The sequence below is a fragment of the Flavobacterium profundi genome (assembly GCF_006491645.1).
Lineage (GTDB): Bacteria > Bacteroidota > Bacteroidia > Flavobacteriales > Flavobacteriaceae > Flavobacterium > Flavobacterium profundi.
Window position 1 is genome coordinate 1 of record NZ_VDCZ01000017.1, and the last position, 21056, is coordinate 21056.

Sequence of the window (21056 nt, forward strand, 5' to 3'; positions counted from 1 at the left end):
TTGTCGTTTAAATGCTTCACTATAAAATTGTGGAGCTCTCTTTAATTTTTGAGAATCTTTTAATGTTGACATAATTCTATTTTTGTAGTCAACTTTTTTCAGGACAAGACACCTAATTAAAAAAGCCGATTCATTGTAATCGGCTTTTTAATATCTTTTTTCGACTTCTATTCGATAACCGTGTTTGCTTTCGAGCCAAGTCCAATTTCTACCTTTTACATGCGAAAGAGCATCTTTTAAAGCGCTACTGCTTTCTTTTCCAAAACCCACACCATATGTAACTCTTTGGCATCCTTTTGAATCTGTAGTAACGGTGGAAATAATTACCAAGTAATTCCCCATGTAGCTACCCCAATCGATATTGTCTTTGCTTTCTACACTTTGCCAATCGGGATTATTTCGTTTTAATTCGGTAACCGCTTTCCTTTCCAATTCAGAGGAACTCGAAGCACCATAATACACTTGGTAACCTAAGTCGGTTGAATTACAACTGGTTGCTTTTTTTGCAATGGATACCACAATATTGGTTTGTTGCGCTTTCACAGTCAATCCTAATAATAGTGAGATGACACTCATAAAAATCAATTTTTTCATACTTTTACAATTTAAGTTTTGCCTTAGTTCATTTTTGGTTTTGTAATATTTCGATCTTAACCCAAAAGAGAAGGTGCAAATGTTAGTATATCATACTCAAATTTAGTCTTTTGGACTGCGGTCTACAATACAAACTTTTTGGTATTTTTTGAATATAGATTGTTTGTAGTTTAACACCTTAGTTTGGAATTTTCGAGTTGCTTTTATAATGAAAAGCAGCAATAATACGAACACATAAGAAGTAGAATAGGAGATAGATGAGATAAATACTTGTTTGTTTAAGAGTTTAATTTATATTCCTTTTATTCTTAATTATAATTAGCAAAACAATAAGTAAAAGATAAAGAATCGTTTCTCTTAAAAAAACAGTTGATGTGATTGTATTATTAATATAGGTATAAATTGACCACATAAATAGAAGCAATATTCCAAGAATTAGTATAAAAAAATATTTTTTCATAAACTGTTTAGGTTTATTAATAATAAATTTTAGTGTTGAGGTTTTATTTCTTTGAAAAGTTGTTATTCAAAATCAATGATACGAATTGAATTTCTACAAATATAACGAAAGTATAATTTTATGGCTAAGGTTACTAGCACGGATTACATGGAATAATTGAAATACACTATTTTTAGTAGTGGTTTAGAGATTTAAACAGCTAAATCACATTTGTCCATTTTTGTTTTAATTTCTTTTCTTTTAGCTAGAATTGCCAATCCAAAAGTTAAAACACCTAATCGACCGATAAACATGACCATTATTAAATTTATTTTTCCAAATGTGGTTAAGCTGCTTGTTATTCCGGTACTCAAACCAACTGTTCCTATGGCAGAAGTAGTTTCAAATAAAATTTTATCAAGAGGTAAATTTTCGGTAAGAGCTAGGAAGAAAGTAGATACAAATAATACGGAAGCATACAGTATGAATACCGAGGTAGCTACATAAAGCCTTTCAATTGGAATTACTTTTCCAAAGAAAGTAACTTGTTTGTTGTTTCGTATTCTATTCCACATTATCGCAATAAGTGCTGTCAATGTTGTAGATTTCATTCCACCACCTGTCCCTGATGGGGAAGCACCTACATACATTAGAAATATGAGTACAAGCTGAATTACTAAAGATAGTTTTCCAATAGGTATGGTATTGAAACCAACAGTAGTTAGAGCTGACATAGATTGGAAAAATGAAGCCATTAGTTTACTATCTTGTAAATTATTTATTGAAGGTTCAAAAAAATAAAACATGATAGTCCCAAAAGTAAGCAGCAAAGTAATTACTCCAAAAATTATTTTTGTGGTGTAGGTAATTGTTTTGTTTTTTCCTGAAAAACGATTCCAAAAATCGGTAACAACAATAAAACCTAATGAACCACAAATAGATAATACAGAAATTATAGTATTAATAGATGTATTGTCTGCAAATTGCTCGAAACTATCATTATAGAGTCCAAAACCAGCTGTACAGAATGAAGAAACACTGTGAAAAATACTACTCCACATTGCAAAATTATGTTCAACTCCTTCTTGAGTGAAAGCAATATAGAAGCATAATGCACCAAGAGTTTCAATTACTATTGTAAAGATAATTACAGATTTTAAAAAATCCTTTATTTCAAAGCCTTTTGGCATAGAAAACTCTGCATTTAAGACTCTTTGATGCCAATGTGTTAATGGACTTTTTTTAGATAATAAGACAAAAGAGGTAAAGGTCATATAACCAATACCACCAATTTGAATCAACAACATTACAATGAATTGACCCAACCAGTTATAAGAATCAAAAACACTTACAGTAACTAAACCTGTGGTTGAAATTGCCGAAGTTGCAGTAAAAAGGTTATCTGTTGGATTGACAAATTGTTTGTGACAAATGGGTAAACAAAGTAATATGCAACCAATAAAAGTGTATGTTAAAAAGCCATAAAGTAAGTTTTGTTGTGGAGATAACGATAATTGAAATTTTCTATATCTTTTAGTTATATTTTTCATGATTTTACTTAGTTGAAAATTCTTTTTTAAGATTTGAAAGATGGAGTTGTAATTGAGTAAGTTGAAGTATTATTTTGTCTTTGTTTTTTATTACAACATTTGAATCCTGGTATAACTCCAATGCTTTGTTAACGGAATGGATATATTCATTTGTTTTCAAATACATTTCATTCTCACTATCGATATTAATAAACCATTTGAATCCTTTTTTTATTTCTTCACTAATTTCAGATAGTTTTGAAGGGTTTTTTGGATGCTCTAGATCATAAAGTTTTGAAAATTCTGAGACATCAAAGCAGATTTTTACAATTTCACCTGCTATTTTTTCGGTCATGGGTATTTTATTATTCATTATTTAGAAGTCTAAAAATGAAATGTTTGGAAGGGATAAATGGATTTTTTTATTCAATCACCCTTTAACATCTCTTTGTTTTTGATACTACAAAGTTCCGTTGAAAGTGATAAATAAAAAATCAAGGTTTAATAGGGTTATATAAAGATTTTATAAAGATTATTCAAAACGATATCCAACACCGCTTTCAGTAATAATATGCTGTGGGTTATTATAGTTTTCTTCTATTTTTTTTCGCAATGTGCCTACAAATACTCTCAAATATTGTGTTTCAGTTTGATAGCCATATCCCCAAATTTCTTTTAGAATAAATTGATGCGTTAGAACTTTACCTTCATTTTTAGCAAATAAGATTAATAAGTTATATTCTGTAGAAGTAAGTTTTACTATTTCTCCTTTTCTTTTTACAATTCTAGCAACAAAATCAATTTCGATATCACCACAAACTATACTTGAATTATTAGTAGTGTTTTGACTTCTACGAATTGCAGAACGAATTCTAGCCAGTAATTCACCTGTTCTAAAAGGTTTGGTAAGATAGTCGGTTGCACCGTTGTCAAGCGCTGAAATGATATCCGTTTCATTATCTTGTACAGACAAGATAATAATTGGTTTGTTGTACCACTCTCTTAATTCTTTTAGAACTTCATGACCACTTTTATCAGGCAAACCTATATCAAGTAATATTACTTCAGGAGGATGATTTGCAGCTAATATTAAACCTTCTTTTCCATTGCTTGCTTGAATTACTTTATAATCATTACTTTCTAAGTTTATTTGAAGTAATTTTCTAATTTGAGGTTCATCGTCAATGATTAATATCTCTGCTTTATTCATTTTCTAATTCTGTATTTATTGAAAAATCACAAGGTATTTGAATTGTAAATTTGGCACCACCTTTAGATAAATTTTCTAATTGTATCTCTCCATTCATTGCTTCAACAAAACCTTTGACTATTGAAAGACCTAAACCAGTTCCTCCAGCAGCGGTATTATTTAAACGATAGAATTTATCAAAGACAAAAGCAATTTCATTTTCTGGGAATCCTTTGCCATTATCGAAAATTGTAATAAAACAATTGTCTTTGTTATAATCTAATTTAATTTTTATAGTTGAATTTGTTGGAGTGTACTGAAGTGCGTTATAAATTAAATTATAAACTATTTGTTCTGTTAAACCGGAGTCTATTTTAGCTAATGGAATTTCTTCATTAGGAGTAAATTTAATTATATGATACATTGACTCGTCTTTTAAAGTTCTTAAAACTGTAAAAATAAGCTCATTCAAATCACACCAATCTTTTCTAAGTTGAATAAAACCAGCTTCAAGTCGACTCATATTTAAAAGATTTTCAACTTGTCTATTTAATCTATTACTAGCAATTTCAATTTCAGTATATAATTCGTTTTTATTGTTTTCTGATATTTTGGTTTGATTATCTTTTATGGTATCAATTGCTCCAATAATTGTAGATATTGGGGTTTTTAATTCGTGCGAAAGTGAATTAAATAAGGTGTTGTATAATTGTATTGCTTTTACTTTTTCTTCTTCGTCTCTCTCTTTTCTTTCCACGTCTCTAACTTTATTCGTTAAAACCACATTTATCAAAGCAATTACAAAATACATAAGAAACATTAACCCATCTTCAGGAGAGCCAATATGTAAGGTTAATATAGGGGGTATAAAAAAAAAGTTCCAAATTAATGCGCTTAACAGGGCGGAAAGCATAACTGGAAAAATATCGAACAAAATTGCATTAAGCGAAACTGCTAAAAGTAAAATCAAAGCTACGGTTCTGAAGCCTATCATATCTACAGAAAGATAGCAAGCAATTGAGGTTAAAACAATAAGAAGAATACTTATAAAGTACTGATTCTTTTTACTGTAGGTTCTTGTTTTTAGTAATTCCAATTTTTTATTTCAAAGTTAATTATTCCAATATAAATATTTTATAAAAATTTAGATTTGAAAATAGAATTGTGAATTAATAATTAATTCTATTTAAGCTTCATAAACAAGTGGATAATTTTTACAGAATAGGGTGGAAGGCTCTTTAATCAAAAAGATATAATAAATTATAATTTATGGCTAAATGTTGGTTAAAGTAAAAATTAAAAAACCCTTACATATTGATTTTCAAGAGATAAGGGTTTTTATTCGTGACCTCGACAGAAAAAAAACTTGAAGCGTGAGCCCTTTAAAATCAAGGGTTTTATTCTTTATTGGGCAGTTTTTGGAAAGTTTTTATAAAAATAATTTAAATATATCTCCTTGAGCAGCTCCAACAACTTCCTTAGTATTTGACCCATCCCTATGATACATTTTATCATTATAATAAATCGGTGAATTTCCACATTGGATTTCAATCATAAGGATTGTTCTATTATGGTAAGTAATAGGAGTTATTGTTTTAGAAACTCTTTTTAATAACTCTTGTGGTAATGCTGATTTTGAAATTTTATCAGTTATCATGGTTATGTAATTGTCTAAAGTAACTCCTCTTAATTTTGCCTCTCTTTCTAAACCTACAACTCCAAAACCTTGATATCTAAAAACATTGTCTATTTTATCCAGTTTTTCAATTTGAGCAGTATCCTCTTCTTTATCACTAACACCTATAAAAAGGTAACCTTTTTTATCTTTACCTAGATTAGATAGTGCTGCTATACTCTTTATGATTTTATCTTCAAATGTTTTTTCAGAAAATTCTCTCTTTTTTGGGTTTAAAGTATATAAACCTTGTTTAAAATCATATATTGCTGATTCAACTTTAGATCTCATTAAATAATTTTGAAAGTCTAATGATAATGAAGTTCTACTTCTAAATGTATTCTTAGATTCTTTAAAATGAGGTTCTAGAAAGCTCTTACAAAGTGTTATGTTTTTAATTCTTCCGGCTGTTGTTGTATATTTTCTATCTCTTGTTAAACGTTTATGTATATTACTTAATGCTTTTTTAATTTCTAAATTATCAAAAGGGAACTTGTTATCATTAATAATTAATTGATAAAAAGCCATAAAAATTGTATAGAAATCTTCTTTAATTGGATTTCCTCCTGCCTTTGGATTTACAATTTTTTTTAAATTTTCATTTGTTAAGTAGTTATCGCAAAAACTTTTAATTTCAGAAAAAACTAATTTTATATCTTTTGCTAGATTATCTCTTCCTAATGCATTAATTTTAATTTCTATTTCGTTAGATTTATCATTATCTCCTGTACCATAATAATTATTAAATTCTATTTTACTTGAAGGAAAGGGTTTTTCTAAAGCAATTGAAAGAATAATATCTGCTATAAATTGTTCATCTTCACTTTCTCTTAAGTCAGTTATTCTTAAAATCCCATGTTTACACCAGATTGTATCTAGTGCGCTAATACCATATCCTAAAGGTTCTCTTGTATCAATACTGATACTTGGCATATTTGATAAAAGTAAAATGTTATTTGATGAATCACCTCTAATTTCAGCAGATATTTCTCTAACTAAATCTGCAAATTTTGTAATATTACCTGCTTGTCTTACTTCTTGAGGAGAAAGATGTCTGCCTCCTGAGTTAATTCGCCTAAAAGTTTCATTTATATCATCAATTTTTGTTGATTTAAAAACTGTTAGTGGAAATTGATATGAAATAAAATCTGAAACCTGTTCTTGAGTAATATATTTAGCTTCTGTTATTGGTTGAAATTTTCCTTCAGAAATTTGAGTTCTAGAGAAAGTGTAATCATTAGTATTGAAATATTTTTCTTCACCGTCGATTATAATTGGAAATTCATTTTCTATGAAACCAAAGAAAGCATTAAGCCTTTGCATTCCATCAATTATTTCAAAACCTTTATTTGTTTTTGTTAATAATATTAAAGGCACAGGATATTTTAATAAAATTGAATCTATTAAATTTTGTTTTTCTTTTAATGTCCATACAAGTTTTCTTTGATACCTTCTGTTTACAAATACTTGATCTTTTCTATAGTGTTCGTAAATTTGCATTATACTCATTCCGGTTGGAGATTCAATCATACTTTTCCTTTTTAAATTTAAATCTAATAAATATAAATAATTATAGTTTAATTAATATAAAGATGACAATAAAAATGTTTTTTAGCTGGTAATTTGTGGGCAGTTTTTGGGTAGTTATTGGGAATTTTGTTATTTTTTTAAAAACATAAAACATTGAAAAACAGATGTTTAAAAAAATAATTGATGTAAGTTTGAATTCCCAAAATATTAAACATAAAACCCTGTAAATCAATAATTTACAGGGTTTTGTAAGAATACTCTTGTGACCTCGACAGGATTCAAACCTGTAACCTTCTGAGCCGTAATCAGATGCGCTATTCAGTTGCGCCACGAGGCCTATTTGAGGGTGCAAATATAGGTATATTTGATTAATTTGCAAATCAAAAAATAAAAAAAATCAAAAAATATTAGGATCGCTTTTGTAGCCTTTTTTTGGTTTTAATCTAAACTCCTGATAGTGATGTAATAACGATATGCTAATAAGGCTTTTTGCCATTTGCTGGCTTTGGTAACATCTAGTTTTTGTTTGGTTAAACTAGGTAAAATTAGTTTGTTCAGTTTGGCCAAAAATTTATACATGTGTTTGTTTTTGACAAAGATACATAAAAAAACATCCTGTGTGTACAGGATGTTTTGATTGGCATATTATATTTTTTTTAATTCTTCCGCTCTTCTTTTTTGTTCGGCTTTGCTGCGTTCCATTTCTGCTTTCATTCTCATTTTCTCCGCTTCTAATTGCTGTTTCAATGCTTCTTTATGTGCTTTCATTTCCATTTTATGTGCTTCCATCGCTTCTTTATGCGCTTTCATCATGGCTTCCTGATGCGCTTTGTCTTGCACTCGGTACGCTTCTTTATCTTTCATTTTTTCTATCTTTTCTACGTAGACATAACGATTTTTCATCATTTTCTCTTGATAGGCCTCCATTTCTTTTTCAAACTTTTCCATTTGCTTTTCGAAAGCTTTCATGTCAGGTTCAAAACCTTCCATTTCCATTTCGTACTTTTCCATTTCTTTTTCGAATTGTTCCATTTGAGGTTGCATTTTTTTCATGCTCATTTCAAAAGCAGCCATTTTTTCTTCAAATTCTTTCATGGCTTTTTCACTAGTTAAGTCGGAAGGAACTGCTGGTGGAGCAGGAAAATTAGGTGGACTTGGTGGAGCAGGTAGGGCTTTCATTTTTCCTAATGCGGGTGGAGCTGGTGGAGCAGGAGGCGCTGGTATATTTTCGTCATCAAAAGCATAGGCCACAACGTCTTCTTCCTCTTCATTCTCATCGTTGTTTCGGTACACGTATACAGCGGGTTTATTTCCTGAATTACTTAAACTTTGGAACCCCATATTTCTTTTGCCATTGTGGTTGTTCATAAAAAAAACAAAAGGTTTGATAGGTTCGTCTCCAGAAATTTGAGAAGATCCAGAATTTCCTTTACCATCTTTGTAATCTACTTTTAAACCTACAATTTCATTAGCAGCATTTCTTTTAATTTTAGAAACTTTAACCGTTACATCATATTTTTCTTGTAGGTAAGTTGTTTCTTTTTTGATTTGTTCATCGGTCGAATTTTTGTCAATACGAAGCTCCACTTTTTCTTGTGATTGTTGTGCTTTTTGAGGAGTTTGTTTTTGATTTTCTTTTACCTGAGCGATAGTTTCAATTTGGAAACAGAAAATAAAACCTAGTATTAGCGGTAAAGCAATACTGTATTTCCAAAGTTGTTTCTTTGAAGAAGGATTGGTGTTTAACATAACGATTCGTTTTTTGATTAATGATTGATAAAATTGATTAGTAATTGATAATTGATTCGCACAAATAACCGCTTTCAATAAAGTTTTTTGGTATTCGTACGTTTTATTGGTTCGTGCAGAAGTTTGTTGGTCTGCAATAAATTCTAAATTTTCCAAAATAGCTTTTCGGTAACGCCAAACCATTGGGTTGACCCAAAAAATCAAACACAAGAGTTTACTGATTAAGACATCTATAGAGTGTTTTTGTAGAATATGGATTTTTTCATGTACCAAAATCAATTCCAATTCTTCAGGTGAGAAGTTTTGTTTGTTGATTACGAGGTAATTAAAAAAGGAAAAAGGATTCTGACTTTCATTGGTTTCTACCAAAACAATTTTCTCCGATTTAATTTTAGTTCCTTTTTTGATGATTCTAAAGAAAGAGAAGAGCTCTATCAAGAGTTTGCCCAAAAAGAAAATACAGACTAAAAGATAACAACTAAATAAGAACTGATTCCAGTTGAAGGGTTCTGCTTCTATCTGATTTTCGAAGGAACCTAATGGTAAGGTTTCATAAGTATAACTAGTAGCAAGAGGTTCTGGGTCTACCCAAATGATTGTAGTAAATGAAAGGAGTGGTAAAACGAATGAAGTAGCAATACCTAAAAGTAAAAAAATGCGATTACTTTGAAAAAAAGTCTCTTTTCTTAATAAAAAATGATAAGCGAAATAGAAAACCAATAGTAATCCATTTACTTTTAGAATATATAACATCAGGTTTTCCATATTACTTTTTCTTTTCTATGATTTCTAAAATTTCACGAAGCTCGTCTGCTGAGATTTTTTCTTCTTCAGCAAAAAAGGAAACTAAATTTTTGTACGAACTATTGAAATACGTATCAATAGCCGTATTCATGAATTTTTTTCTGTAGTTTTCAATACTTACAATAGGAAAATATTGATGTGTTTTTCCATAAGCCGTATAACCTACATAGCCTTTTTCTTCTAAATTTCGTACTATAGTAGATAGCGTATTGTAATGGGGTTTATCTTCAATAATTTCTTCCATGATGTCTTTTACAAAAGCTTTCTTCAGCTTCCATAAAATCTGCATGATTTCTTCTTCTTTATTCGTTAATTTTTGCATAACTCTTTTTTTGTTACACAAACCTATAACTATTTTTTTAGTTTAACAACTATTTTTTTAGTTATTTAACTATTTTTTTAGTTTTTAAAGTAATTGCTTTTTCTTTTCGAAGTAATACTAAGGTGAAGTAGCCTAATAGTGTTCCTATAATACCAAGGCTTCCCATAAAAAACCAATTGTATTGATAGCTATTGTAAAATTCAATAATAAAGAAACCAGTTTTGGCAGATAGAATATGCGCAAAACTATAACTCATGGTAAAAATAGCCATATAGCGACCTTCATGTCCTTTTGGGGCACGACTCATTGCAAAGGAATTGGAAAAAGGAAAAGCGAGCATTTCTCCAAAGGTCATAATGAACATCATTATCCAAAGCACTATTTCCCATTGATTAATTAAAAGGAGGTACATACACAATCCCATGATAAAAGTACCAATAGTCACTACTTTTACTTTATCAAATTTTTTACGTTCAATATAGCTTACAATTGGCATTTCCATAAAGAAAATAAGAATTCCGTTAAAAGCTAAGAGTAACCCTGTACGCAACTCGGTTAAGTTGAATTGTTCTTTATGATAAATAGGTAAGGTAGAGAATAATTGGAAAAAGATAATCCCATTAATCAAACACATAATCAAGAACGTCCAAAACGGACCATCTTTAAAAACAGATGCCGTCAAAATTTCTCCTGGATTTTCTTTGTTTAAATAAGAGGAATGTTGTTTTTCTTTTACCATAATCCAAAAGATAAGAATGGCAGCCACACAGGTAAAACCATCTACCCAAAACAATCCTTCGTAACCAATATTCATAATAATCAAACCGCCCAATGCAGGTCCGGCTGCGAAACCTAAGTTAACAGCCAAACGAACTAAGGTAAGGGCGCGTGTGCGATTTTCTGGTTTAGCATAAGCCGCCAAAGAAACGAACATAGCGGGTCGAAACATATCCGCTATGGTCATGATTAAAAAAATAGCAACTAATAACCCTTCATAAGTGGTAATGTGTTGTAAACCAAAAAACATGAGTCCGCTTGTAAGCAAACTGAAAATCATTATTTTATAGAAACCAATTTTATCTGATAATTTTCCACCTAACCATGAGCCTAACATCGAACCACAACCAAAACTAACCATAATCCATCCTACTTGATCTAGAGTGAAATTCAGGTCTTCTTTTAAATATTTGGATAAGAACGGTAACACCATAGTTCCAGCTCTATTAATGAAGGTAATTAAGGTTAAAATCCAGATTTCTCTAGAAAAACCTTTAAAGTTCTCGATGTACTTGAAAAATGCTTTTTGTATCATGATTGGGATTGATTTTCAAAGGTACGAAATCGGTTTTTTAAAATTATATAAGTCAAAATATATATTTTTGCAAAAAAAAGAGATGTTGAGAATTGGGATAGTTTTGTTATGGATAAGTTTTTCTTTCGCACAAAATAGTGAAGTAGAAGCTGTATATGAATTTCAAAAAAAGATGAATGCTGAATTTGCAGATGCTGAAGAGAGTCCGTTAACAGAAGAAGATAGAGCGCAGTTTAAAGGGTTGGATTTTTATCCGATTAACGAAAAACTAATTGTTGAAGCGACCTTTAAAAAAGCAAAAAAAGAAAAACCTTTCAAAATGAAAACGTCTACCGATAGAACACCGATGTATGTGAAGTTTGGTACGTTGTATTTTGAATTGGAAGGGAAAGCATTTCAATTGAATGTGTATCAAAATATGGAGTTGTCTAAAAGACCTGGTTTTAAGGATTATTTGTTTTTGCCTTTTTCAGATGCAACATGCGGTAAAGAGAGTTATATAGGTGGACGTTACATAGACATGCGAATTCCAACCACAGATAAAGTTATGATTAACTTTAATAAAGCGTATAATCCGTATTGTGCTTACAATCATAAATATTCCTGTCCGATTGTTCCTTTAGAAAATGATTTGAATATAGCTATCGAAGCTGGAGTAAAAAAATTTCATGACTAATGCAATTTATTAACTTACATACACATTCCTTTACAAATGATACTTCTGTTTATGAAGTAGTCAATCAATATCCTTGGGAATTTCAAGAAAGTATTCCTAACTATTCCATCGGGATACATCCTTGGTATATTGATGAAAATAGAATCGAAACAGATTTAGCTTGCATTGAAGAGAAATTGGCTTCAGCAAGTTGTATTGCTTTAGGAGAGTGCGGTTTAGACAAACGCATCGAAATTCCTCTGGAAAAACAATTAGAGGTTTTTAAAGACCAATTAGCATTGGTACAAAAAACAAATAAACCTGTAATTTTGCACTGTGTAGCTGCCTATCAGGAAGTAATTGCCGTGAAAAAGGAAATGAATATTCAAAATCCAATGATTATTCACGGTTTTTCCAAAAATGAGCAAGTCGCGCAATCGCTTTTAGATAATGGATTTTATTTGTCTTTTGGTAAATATTTATTACGAAATCCAGAATTAGAAAGTGTGTTTCAAAAAGTACCCATGGATCGATTTTTTTTAGAAACCGATACTATTGAAGAAACCATTGCTCAAGTGTATGAAAAAGCTTCAGAAATGAAAAATATACCTATCAATGAACTCAAACAAATAGTGAAGAACAATTTTGAAGCAACATTTAAAAGAGAATTTTAAACCTTTAAACAATTAAAAAATTTAAACAGAAAGATAAATGGCAAAGTGGCAAGAACGAGCAGTTTTATTATTTAAAGAAGAAGGAATGCATAAGTTAACCCATGCAAATGTATTGGTAGTAGGTTTAGGTGGTGTTGGTAGTTTTGCTGCCGAATTTTTAGCACGTGCAGGAGTAGGAAGCATGACTATAGTGGATGGTGATACAGTTGATATTACCAATATAAATCGTCAGTTACCTGCTTTACACTCTACAGTGGGTGAACCCAAAGTGAAAATAGTAGGTGATCGTTTATTAGATATTAATCCAGAATTGAAATTGACGCGTATTCAAGAGTTTTTATCTCCAGAAAGAGCTTTTGAATTAGTTACACCAGAATTTGACTATGTTTTAGACTGTATTGACAGTGTAACTCCAAAGCTAAACTTAATTATTGCTTGTAAAAGGAAAAAAGTAAAAGTGATTAGCAATATGGGAGCAGGAGGGAAATACAATGCAGAGAATGTAAAGGTCAGAGATATTAGTAAGACCGAATATTGTCCGTTAGCTAAAAACGTGAGAAAGCGTTTAAAAGCTGAAGGAATTTCAAAAGGAGTAAAAGTGGTATATTCAGACGAACGTCCGGATTATACAAGTATTAAAACTACCGATGGAACCAATTTTAAAAAGTCTTTTTATGGAACCAATAGTTGGATGCCTGCTTTATTTGGTTTGTATGCTGCTGAAACTGTAGTTAAAAATTTAATCAAGTAATTAAGAAGTTTCTATCTGAGCAGATAAATGTTCAGATAGAAACCTATTTTATTTAAATAAATCCATACCAGGAATATCTGGCATGCCTTCCTTCGCTACTGCTGCTAACTCCGCTTCGTTTACATTAGTCGCTTTTTCAATGGCTTTGTTTAAAACCGTTACTAAATAATCTTCAAGCATTTCTTTGTCTTCTAATAAAGTATCGTTAATTTGTATCGATTTAATACTGCGATTAGCAGTTAACGTTACTTCAAGTAGTCCGTCGCTACTTTTTTCATCAATTAAAACGGTATCCAAACGTTTTTTTGTGGCTTCTACTTTGGCTTGGGTTTCTTTAATTTTACCCATCATTCCCATAAGGTCTCCAAACATAATTTTTAATTTTTTTATTAGTACAAAAATACTAAATTAGCTGTTAACTTTAAATGTATAACTTCATGAAAAAAATCTCTTTTTTTGTTGCCATTTCTATTATTTTTGCCACTTCATGTAAAGACAAACAGGAAGAAATGAAAACAGAAATTCAACCACCTATTGCAAAAATAGTTCCGCATACGTTAGAAAAACACGGTGACATTCGTACAGATAATTATTTTTGGTTAAACCAAAGAGAAGACAAAGAAGTTATTGATTACCTGAATAAAGAAAATGAATACTATGAAGCTATGACAGCTCATACCAAGCAACTTCAGGACGATTTATTCAAGGAAATGAAAGCTAGAATTAAGGAAGATGACACTTCGGTTCCTTATTTTTATAATGGATATTATTATATTACACGTTTTGAAACAGGTAAAGATTATCCTATTTATGCTCGTAAAAAAGGAAGTTTAGAAGCCAAAGAAGAAATCATGTTCGATTGTAATGAATTGGCTAAAGGACAAGCGTATTTCAACTTAAGCGGCTTGAGCGTGAGTGAAGATAATAAATGGGTGACTTTTGGAGTGGACTTGGTTTCTAGAAGACAATATATGATTCAAGTTAAAAACTTAGAAACAGGTGAAGTTTTATCTGAATTAATTGAAAATACAACTGGAGGAACTACTTGGTCAAGTGATAATAAAACTTTTTTCTACACGAAAAAAGATCCGAAAACCTTGCGTTCGGACATGATTTACAAACATGTATTACATACAGATGTGAAACAAGACGAATTGGTTTATCATGAAAAAGACGATACATTTTATTGTTTTGTTTACAAAGAAAAATCAAAAAAATATATTGTAATTGGTTCTTCAAGTACGTTAACTTCGGAGTATCAATTTTTAGAAGCCGACAAACCGAATGGTACTTTTACAATGTTTCAAAAAAGAACGAGAGGTTTAGAATACAGTATTTCTCACTTTGGTGATAGCTTTTATATTGTAACCAATAAAGATAAAGCAACCAATTTCAAACTGATGAAAACTCCTGAAAATGCTACTGGGATGGAAAATTGGGTAGATGTAATTGAACATAGAGAAGATGTGCTTTTAGAAGGAATTGATATTTTTAGAGATTTCCTAGTGGTAGAAGAACGTTCTAATGGATTAAATAAAATTCAAATTAGACCATGGAAAGGGGAAGGCGCTTATTATTTACCTTTTGAAAGTGAAACCTATACCGCTTACACAACTACCAATCCAGATTTTGATACGGATATATTACGTTATGCTTACCAATCCTTAACAACTCCTTCTTCGGTAATTGATTTTAATATGAAAACCAAAGAGAAAGTGGTTTTAAAAGAACAAGAAGTTTTAGGAGGTAAGTTTGATAAAAATAACTATGTAGAAGAACGAATTTGGGCTACAGCAACCGACGGTACCAAAGTGCCTATTTCTATGGTGTACCGAAAAGGAATGAAAAAAGACGGGTCTAATCCATTCTTATTATATGCGTATGGTTCGTATGGAGCGTCTATGGATCCTTATTTTTCAACTACACGTTTAAGCTTATTAGATAGAGGCTTTATTTATGCCATTGCTCATATTAGAGGTGGAGAAGATTTAGGAAGACAATGGTATGAAGATGGTAAATTATTGAAAAAGAAAAATACATTTACTGATTTTATAGATTGTTCTAAATATGTCATCGCTGAAAAATATACATCACCTGAGCATCTATATGCAGAAGGTGGTTCTGCTGGAGGACTTTTAATGGGGGCTATTGTAAATATGGCGCCACAATTGTATCATGGAGTAATCGCCCAAGTACCTTTTGTGGATGTAGTGACCACCATGTTAGATGATAGTATTCCTTTGACAACTGGTGAATATGATGAATGGGGAAATCCAAATGAAAAAGAATATTACGACTATATGAAGTCCTATTCACCTTATGATAATGTAGTGGCTCAAGCGTATCCAAATATGTATGTTTCCACAGGTTTACATGATTCACAAGTGCAATACTGGGAACCAGCAAAATGGGTTGCCAAATTAAGAGTTACAAAAACTGATAAAAATTTATTATTCTTGCATACTAATATGGATGCTGGGCATGGTGGTGCTTCAGGACGTTTTGAGGCCCTTAAAGAAGTGGCTAAAGAATTTAGTTTTTTGTTAGATTTAGAGAATATTAAGAAGTAGTTAATTTTTTTTTGTTAAATTTGCAGGGTTTTGGGGTTGTTAAAACACGATAATTTACCTCAAATATAATTTAGTTTTTATGAGAGAAGAAATAAATGCCTACAACAATGTTTTAGAGTTAATCGGTAATACACCTCTAATTAAATTAAATAGAGTAACTGAAAATATAGAGGGCAATTTCTATGCGAAAGTAGAGGCTTTTAATCCAGGTCATTCTACAAAAGATAGAATCGCATTATATATTATTAATGAAGCAGAACGAAGAGGTATTTTAAAACCAGGCGATACCATCATTGAAACGACTTCTGGTAATACAGGATTTAGTTTAGCAATGGTTAGTATTATCAAAGGATACGATTGTATTTTAGCGGTAAGTTCCAAATCATCTAAAGATAAAATAGACATGCTTCGTACAATGGGAGCTAAAGTATATGTTTGCCCAGCGAATGTTTCTGCAGATGATAAAAGATCATATTATAGTGTTGCAAAGCGCTTACATGAAGAAACCAAAGGTTCTATTTATATCAATCAGTATTTTAATGACTTAAATATTGATGCTCATTATAATACTACAGGGCCAGAAATTTGGGAACAAACCAAAGGTCAAATTACACACTTAGTAGCCTGTAGTGGAACAGGAGGAACTATTTCAGGAACAGCTCGTTTCTTAAAAGAAAAGAATCCGAATATCAGAATCTTAGGCGTAGATGCTTACGGTTCAGTATTGAAAAAATACCATGAAACCAAAGAATTTGATAGTGAAGAAATTTACCCATACCGAATTGAAGGTTTAGGAAAGAATTTAATTCCTACAGCTACTGATTTTGATATGATTGATAAATTCATCAAAGTTTCTGATGAAGAAAGTGCGCACACCGCTAGAGAGATTTCAAGAAAAGAAGGGCTTTTTGTAGGATATACTTCAGGTGCTGCGATGCAAGCTGTAAAACAATTTGCAGAAGAAGGTGAATTTACAAAAGATAGTAATATTGTAGTAATCTTCCCAGATCACGGTTCAAGATACATGAGTAAAATCTATAGTGATGAATGGATGGGAGAACAAGGTTTCTTTGATAGTGTAAATATTGAAGAAGCTCAAAAAATTGAAATTATTAAATAGTACAATTACTTTTTCAACATAATAAAAAACTCCGAGAACATTCTCGGAGTTTTTTATTTTATAAATTATATAAGGTTATTTCTTGAAGTATTTTTTATATTTTATTGAAGCTAATATACCAATAACAATCACTCCAGCGAATATGTATAAATAATAGGTAACATTTTGTCTCTCACCCGAAGCATAAGAGTGTAACCCACTTAAGTGAAAGTTCACTCCTACATAGGTCATTACAATTGAAGCAAAAGCCAAAACACTGGCAAAGTTGTAGAACCATTTGCCTCTTAATCCTGGTACTAATCTAGCATGAATGACAAATGCATATACAAAAATACTAATTAATGCCCAGGTTTCTTTTGGGTCCCAACCCCAATAGCGTCCCCAACTCTCATTGGCCCATTGACCACCTAAAAAGTTACCAATTGTTAACATAACTAAACCTACAGTTAAGGCCATTTCATTGATGTAACTTAATTCGTCTATTGCTAATTTTGTTTTTTTGGTGTTATTTTTATTGGTAAAAATCATTAAAAACAAGGCAACTAAACCTAATATCATTCCTAAAGTAAAAGGTCCATAACTCGCCACAATAACGGCAACATGTATCATTAACCAATATGAATTTAAAACGGGTTGTAAATTTCCAATTTCTGGATCCATCCAACTCCAGTGTGCAACCATAAGCAACATCGAAGTAACAAAAGCTGTTGCAGATAATGTTAATTTGGACTTTCTACTGAAAGCTACACCAAAAAACATAGTTGACCAAGCTACATAAATCATACTTTCATACGCATTACTCCAAGGTGCATGACCCGACACATACCAACGTGCTATTAAACCTAAAGTGTGTAATGAAAATAAGAGTACTATAGTTACATGAAAAAAGTTTACCGTATAATGAATCCATTTAGCAGATGTGAATAATTGATAAATCGCAAAACCTAACATTAAAACTCCGGCTAGCATGTAGAGGTAGAATAATCTTTTGAAAATATCATATTTATTATACATTACCTCCGCATCAATTTTTTGATCAGAAAGCATTACAGCGCTACCATATTTTTTTTGATAGGCTTTTAATCCTTTTAAAATAGAATTAGGAAGTTTGTAATCTTTACTTTGGCTTGCTTTGGAAACGGCATCTAAATAAAAAGGAACAATATTTTTGATGCTATCTAAAGCTGTTTTAGTAGAATCATTCACTTCTAAATAGGAAATCCATTTGTTGTTTTTATCATTTGGTATAGGGAAAACACGTAAAATTTTGCCACTTAACGCATCATACAAAAGATTTACTTTTTTATCTGCTTCTATAAAATCTTTTTGAAAATTATTAGGAACTTGCGCTTCATACGCATCATCTAAATAAGGAGCTAATTTATAATTTCCTTTAGCATCAAAAAAGTCAATTAAAGCAGCAAATTTTGCTGCTTTATCAATGCCTGCAATTTTTCGAATACTGTCATTCCCTCTTTTTAAATAAATAATGGGAACAGTATACCAATATTGCGGAAATTGTGTCATGGAAATAAATGCCTGATCCGAATTCATTCCATTATATGTATCACTTTTAGATACTTTTCTTAGAAGTTCAGATGAAAAAGTATTAATAGGCTTCATTCGACCACCTTGATCTTGAATGACCATTTTTCCAAATTCTGTGGCATGTTCTTCAGAAACTTTATACTTTGAAAGAAATTCAAATGCTTTTTTAGCATCAGTTGTTTCGGTTTCATGAGTATGTTCTTGGGAAAAACCTAAAGCACTAATAAAGAATAAAAGCACTGTCATTAAACTGTTTTTCTTTTCTTTAATTTTATTTATTTTCTTTTTTAAATCTCCAAATCGTGTGTTTTTATCAAATAAAATCACCATTAAACCAATGTATAATAAGAAGTAACCAATGTAAGTAGTCCAAGTTCCCAATTGATCGTGGTTCACTGATAAATGAGTACCTTTTTCATCTCTATCATAACTCGCTTGGAAAAGGCGATATCCTCTATAATCTAAAACATTATTCATGTAGATGCTGTCTCTAAAAATGTTATTTTTTTCTGTATCTTGAATTTCAACTTTACTTTTAAAAGCAGAAAAACTTTTCTCACTTCCAGGGTATTTGTCAGCAATAAAATCTTCAAGCTTAACTGCAAAAGGGGTTTCATAGATTTTACTTCCATAAAACAAAGTAAAGTCTAAATCTCCAATAGTAACGGTTTGTGGAACACCTTGTCTTCCTTTGGAACCTAATAAAGTAACTTTTTCTTCTTTACCTTGACTAATAACTTTAACAACTAAAGCGTCTTGAGTTTGTTTGTCGCTATAATTATTATTAGATTGATATGTGATGGTACCTTTTTTAGGTGCTTCTGGAAAAACAAATTGGCTGCCTGCAAGATTGTATAAAGATCGAAGTTGCAAAGATTGAATGGTGTCTTTGCTTACGATACCTTGTGATTGGTCGGCCATTTTCATATAATTACCAGCAAATGGAGTTTTCAAAGTCAAGCTATCATTCGCATAGAAGATATTAATAGCTCCATCTGTAGGTTGGTTGAAAGCATATAAAATGTTATGAATATTTTGAACTTGACCTTCTTTTAGGTAATGTTCGTGTCTTGAGCCATCACTAGATTCTACTAATTTTAGATAATACATTCCTTTAGTATCTTCTTTAATAGATTCACTAGCATTCATAATGAATTGTTCGTATTCTATTTTAAATGGAATTTGATTAAAATCTCCTTTAATAGTAAAATCATTTGAGAACAAAGGTTTTAAATACGAAGCTACATCTTCTGGAGCAAAATAATTACTTTTCTCAAAAGAACGTCTCCTCATTTCACCATTGTATTTACCGTCTACGAAACCATATACAAAAGTTTTGTCAGAATAAAATTTATTTTCGGTTTCACCTTCACGAATTAACATCATGCCTTCAAAACTCACATAGCGTGTAATAAAAGCTCCAATTAAAATAAATAAGAATGAAAGATGTAAGAGAAAAGTAGCCCATTTTTCTCTTTTGTACAATTGATATCTTTTTATGTTTCCAGCAAAATTAATGACAAAAAATGCCATAATAACCTCAAACCACCAAGCGTTGTAAACTATAATTCGAGCGGTTTCCGTATTGTAGGCATCTTCTATAAAAGTTCCAGCGGCCATTGCTGCTGCAAATACTATAAATAAAACAGCCATTAAACGTGTAGAGAATAAAAAAGAGAATATTTTTTTGTCCATTTCTGTTGTAGTAATTTAAAACGTTTGCAAAAGTACTTAAAAACAAAAACTTTATTGCAATGTTTAACAAGTCTTTGTTAAGTTTTAAGAATTTGGATTAGTACAACATTTTTATTTCTTTAATATCGTATTCATTAATGATGTCATCTTCAAGTAATACGATTAGTTTTCCAAAACTAGAAACGCCTTGAATGATTCCCATAAATTGTTTTTTTGAAGTATCTTCAAAAGCAACAGGTGTCCCTTTTTTATAGAGGTACAAATGATATTTTTTCCAAAGTAAATCGGAATGTTGTAATTGATGATAATGTTGTTTTAAAGATGTTAAAACTTCATTTAAAAGAACCTCTTTATCAAAAATCGTATTTTTTAAAATTGCCATGGAGGATGCTTTTGGTAAATTTTCAAAAGCCATTTGATTCACATTTAAGCCTATACCAATAATGCAATGAATACTTCCGTCTGATTTAATTGTATTTTCGATTAAAATGCCACAAATTTTTTTATTTTCTGACAAAATGTCGTTTGGCCATTTGATATGCAATTGTGTCAATTGATGTTTTTTTAAAACTTCTACTATTGCTATTGATGCCACAATGTTGAAGGTGAATAGTTCGTTTGTAGATGCCGAAGTGTGATTTATAAATGTGCTAAATGTTAGGTTTTTACCATCTTCAGAGCTCCAAGTGGCTCCTCGTTGACCTTTTCCTTTTAGTTGGTTTTCGGTTACAACAGTAGTGAAGTTATCTAAGATTTGAGTAGCTGACAATTCTTTTAAAAAATTGTTTGTGGAGTCTATGGCATTGAGTTTGATAATATTCATTTACAAAAAATGTAAAGTTTTATTTTTAATCTTATGTTAAGGTTCAAAAATAAAGACAAAAATTGGTAACTTTGCAT

Annotated in this window: 18 protein-coding genes and 1 tRNA gene; 5 read left to right on the forward strand and 14 right to left on the reverse strand. The window is 30.8% G+C overall.

The window, feature by feature from the left end; all coding sequences use genetic code 11:
• Positions 1–147: 147 nt before the first annotated feature.
• The 11 genes from FHG05_RS16940 to FHG05_RS16990 form a co-directional block, all read right to left on the reverse strand.
• The gene (locus FHG05_RS16940; protein WP_140999299.1) at positions 148–594 is read right to left on the reverse strand and encodes a hypothetical protein; all 447 of its coding nucleotides are present in this window, start codon (positions 592–594) and stop codon (positions 148–150) included.
• A gap of 651 nt (positions 595–1245) precedes the next feature.
• Positions 1246–2583, reverse strand: coding sequence for a TrkH family potassium uptake protein (locus tag FHG05_RS16945; RefSeq protein WP_140999300.1), 1338 nt, complete (start codon positions 2581–2583; stop codon positions 1246–1248).
• A gap of 4 nt (positions 2584–2587) precedes the next feature.
• On the reverse strand, positions 2588–2935 hold the full coding sequence (locus tag FHG05_RS16950; protein WP_140999301.1) for a hypothetical protein: 348 nt from the start codon (positions 2933–2935) through the stop codon (positions 2588–2590).
• Positions 2936–3094: 159 nt separating this feature from the next.
• On the reverse strand, positions 3095–3772 hold the full coding sequence (locus tag FHG05_RS16955) for a response regulator (RefSeq protein ID WP_140999302.1): 678 nt from the start codon (positions 3770–3772) through the stop codon (positions 3095–3097).
• Complete coding sequence (locus FHG05_RS16960) at positions 3765–4847, reverse strand: sensor histidine kinase (RefSeq protein WP_140999303.1); 1083 nt, start codon at positions 4845–4847, stop codon at positions 3765–3767. Before FHG05_RS16960 ends, FHG05_RS16955 begins: the two co-directional genes overlap by 8 nt.
• A gap of 333 nt (positions 4848–5180) precedes the next feature.
• Entirely contained in the window at positions 5181–6956 is a 1776-nt protein-coding gene (locus FHG05_RS16965; RefSeq protein ID WP_140999304.1) for a GmrSD restriction endonuclease domain-containing protein, read from the reverse strand.
• Positions 6957–7219: 263 nt separating this feature from the next.
• Positions 7220–7293 (reverse strand) — tRNA-Arg (locus FHG05_RS16970).
• A 101-nt stretch (positions 7294–7394) separates the two neighbouring features.
• Positions 7395–7535 carry an SsrA-binding protein gene (locus FHG05_RS16975; RefSeq protein WP_140999305.1) on the reverse strand — a complete coding sequence of 47 codons (141 nt, stop codon included), beginning with the start codon at positions 7533–7535 and terminating at the stop codon, positions 7395–7397.
• A 66-nt stretch (positions 7536–7601) separates the two neighbouring features.
• The gene (locus tag FHG05_RS18650) at positions 7602–9470 is read right to left on the reverse strand and encodes a M56 family metallopeptidase (RefSeq protein WP_140999306.1); all 1869 of its coding nucleotides are present in this window, start codon (positions 9468–9470) and stop codon (positions 7602–7604) included.
• A gap of 1 nt (position 9471) precedes the next feature.
• A complete protein-coding gene (locus FHG05_RS16985) occupies positions 9472–9831 on the reverse strand; it encodes a BlaI/MecI/CopY family transcriptional regulator (RefSeq protein ID WP_140999307.1) in 360 nt (119 codons plus the stop codon).
• Between the two features lie 61 nt (positions 9832–9892).
• Positions 9893–11143, reverse strand: coding sequence for an MFS transporter (locus FHG05_RS16990; RefSeq protein ID WP_140999308.1), 1251 nt, complete (start codon positions 11141–11143; stop codon positions 9893–9895).
• Positions 11144–11225: 82 nt separating this feature from the next.
• On the opposite strand from FHG05_RS16990, the gene FHG05_RS16995 reads away from it, so the two are divergent.
• The 3 genes from FHG05_RS16995 to FHG05_RS17005 are packed head-to-tail and all read left to right on the forward strand — an operon-like array spanning position 11226 to position 13223.
• Positions 11226–11819, forward strand: a complete 594-nt coding sequence (locus FHG05_RS16995; RefSeq protein ID WP_140999354.1) for a DUF1684 domain-containing protein — start codon at positions 11226–11228, stop codon at positions 11817–11819.
• Positions 11819–12472, forward strand: coding sequence for a TatD family hydrolase (locus FHG05_RS17000; protein ID WP_140999309.1), 654 nt, complete (start codon positions 11819–11821; stop codon positions 12470–12472). Before FHG05_RS16995 ends, FHG05_RS17000 begins: the two co-directional genes overlap by 1 nt.
• A gap of 37 nt (positions 12473–12509) precedes the next feature.
• Positions 12510–13223, forward strand: a complete 714-nt coding sequence (locus FHG05_RS17005; RefSeq protein WP_140999310.1) for a tRNA threonylcarbamoyladenosine dehydratase — start codon at positions 12510–12512, stop codon at positions 13221–13223.
• A 48-nt stretch (positions 13224–13271) separates the two neighbouring features.
• Here FHG05_RS17005 and FHG05_RS17010 read toward each other — a convergent pair whose 3' ends face one another.
• Positions 13272–13595 (reverse strand): YbaB/EbfC family nucleoid-associated protein, encoded by a 324-nt coding sequence (locus FHG05_RS17010; RefSeq protein WP_140999311.1) that lies wholly within the window; start codon positions 13593–13595, stop codon positions 13272–13274.
• A gap of 65 nt (positions 13596–13660) precedes the next feature.
• On the opposite strand from FHG05_RS17010, the gene FHG05_RS17015 reads away from it, so the two are divergent.
• Both FHG05_RS17015 and FHG05_RS17020 read left to right on the forward strand, forming a co-directional pair.
• Positions 13661–15793 carry a S9 family peptidase gene (locus FHG05_RS17015; protein WP_140999312.1) on the forward strand — a complete coding sequence of 711 codons (2133 nt, stop codon included), beginning with the start codon at positions 13661–13663 and terminating at the stop codon, positions 15791–15793.
• 79 nt (positions 15794–15872) lie between these two features.
• Positions 15873–16913 (forward strand): PLP-dependent cysteine synthase family protein, encoded by a 1041-nt coding sequence (locus tag FHG05_RS17020; protein WP_140999313.1) that lies wholly within the window; start codon positions 15873–15875, stop codon positions 16911–16913.
• 75 nt (positions 16914–16988) lie between these two features.
• Here FHG05_RS17020 and ccsA read toward each other — a convergent pair whose 3' ends face one another.
• Positions 16989–20156 carry a cytochrome c biogenesis protein CcsA gene (gene ccsA / locus FHG05_RS17025; protein ID WP_140999314.1) on the reverse strand — a complete coding sequence of 1056 codons (3168 nt, stop codon included), beginning with the start codon at positions 20154–20156 and terminating at the stop codon, positions 16989–16991.
• A 97-nt stretch (positions 20157–20253) separates the two neighbouring features.
• The gene (locus FHG05_RS17030; RefSeq protein ID WP_140999315.1) at positions 20254–20979 is read right to left on the reverse strand and encodes a biotin--[acetyl-CoA-carboxylase] ligase; all 726 of its coding nucleotides are present in this window, start codon (positions 20977–20979) and stop codon (positions 20254–20256) included.
• Between the last annotated feature and the right edge of the window lie 77 nt (positions 20980–21056).

Bases quoted from the DNA above. Each gene is read 5' to 3' on its own strand.
- FHG05_RS16940 (WP_140999299.1), bottom strand. From the start codon at position 594: ATGAAAAAATTGATTTTTATGAGTGTCATCTCACTATTATTAGGATTG.
- FHG05_RS16945 (WP_140999300.1), bottom strand. From the start codon at position 2,583: ATGAAAAATATAACTAAAAGATATAGAAAATTTCAATTATCGTTATCT.
- FHG05_RS16950 (WP_140999301.1), bottom strand. From the start codon at position 2,935: ATGAATAATAAAATACCCATGACCGAAAAAATAGCAGGTGAAATTGTA.
- FHG05_RS16955 (WP_140999302.1), bottom strand. From the start codon at position 3,772: ATGAATAAAGCAGAGATATTAATCATTGACGATGAACCTCAAATTAGA.
- FHG05_RS16965 (WP_140999304.1), bottom strand. From the start codon at position 6,956: ATGATTGAATCTCCAACCGGAATGAGTATAATGCAAATTTACGAACAC.
- FHG05_RS16975 (WP_140999305.1), bottom strand. From the start codon at position 7,535: ATGTATAAATTTTTGGCCAAACTGAACAAACTAATTTTACCTAGTTTA.
- FHG05_RS18650 (WP_140999306.1), bottom strand. From the start codon at position 9,470: ATGGAAAACCTGATGTTATATATTCTAAAAGTAAATGGATTACTATTG.
- FHG05_RS16985 (WP_140999307.1), bottom strand. From the start codon at position 9,831: ATGCAAAAATTAACGAATAAAGAAGAAGAAATCATGCAGATTTTATGG.
- FHG05_RS16990 (WP_140999308.1), bottom strand. From the start codon at position 11,143: ATGATACAAAAAGCATTTTTCAAGTACATCGAGAACTTTAAAGGTTTT.
- FHG05_RS16995 (WP_140999354.1), top strand. From the start codon at position 11,226: ATGTTGAGAATTGGGATAGTTTTGTTATGGATAAGTTTTTCTTTCGCA.
- FHG05_RS17000 (WP_140999309.1), top strand. From the start codon at position 11,819: ATGCAATTTATTAACTTACATACACATTCCTTTACAAATGATACTTCT.
- FHG05_RS17005 (WP_140999310.1), top strand. From the start codon at position 12,510: ATGGCAAAGTGGCAAGAACGAGCAGTTTTATTATTTAAAGAAGAAGGA.
- FHG05_RS17010 (WP_140999311.1), bottom strand. From the start codon at position 13,595: ATGTTTGGAGACCTTATGGGAATGATGGGTAAAATTAAAGAAACCCAA.
- FHG05_RS17015 (WP_140999312.1), top strand. From the start codon at position 13,661: ATGAAAAAAATCTCTTTTTTTGTTGCCATTTCTATTATTTTTGCCACT.
- FHG05_RS17020 (WP_140999313.1), top strand. From the start codon at position 15,873: ATGAGAGAAGAAATAAATGCCTACAACAATGTTTTAGAGTTAATCGGT.
- ccsA (WP_140999314.1), bottom strand. From the start codon at position 20,156: ATGGACAAAAAAATATTCTCTTTTTTATTCTCTACACGTTTAATGGCT.
- FHG05_RS17030 (WP_140999315.1), bottom strand. From the start codon at position 20,979: ATGAATATTATCAAACTCAATGCCATAGACTCCACAAACAATTTTTTA.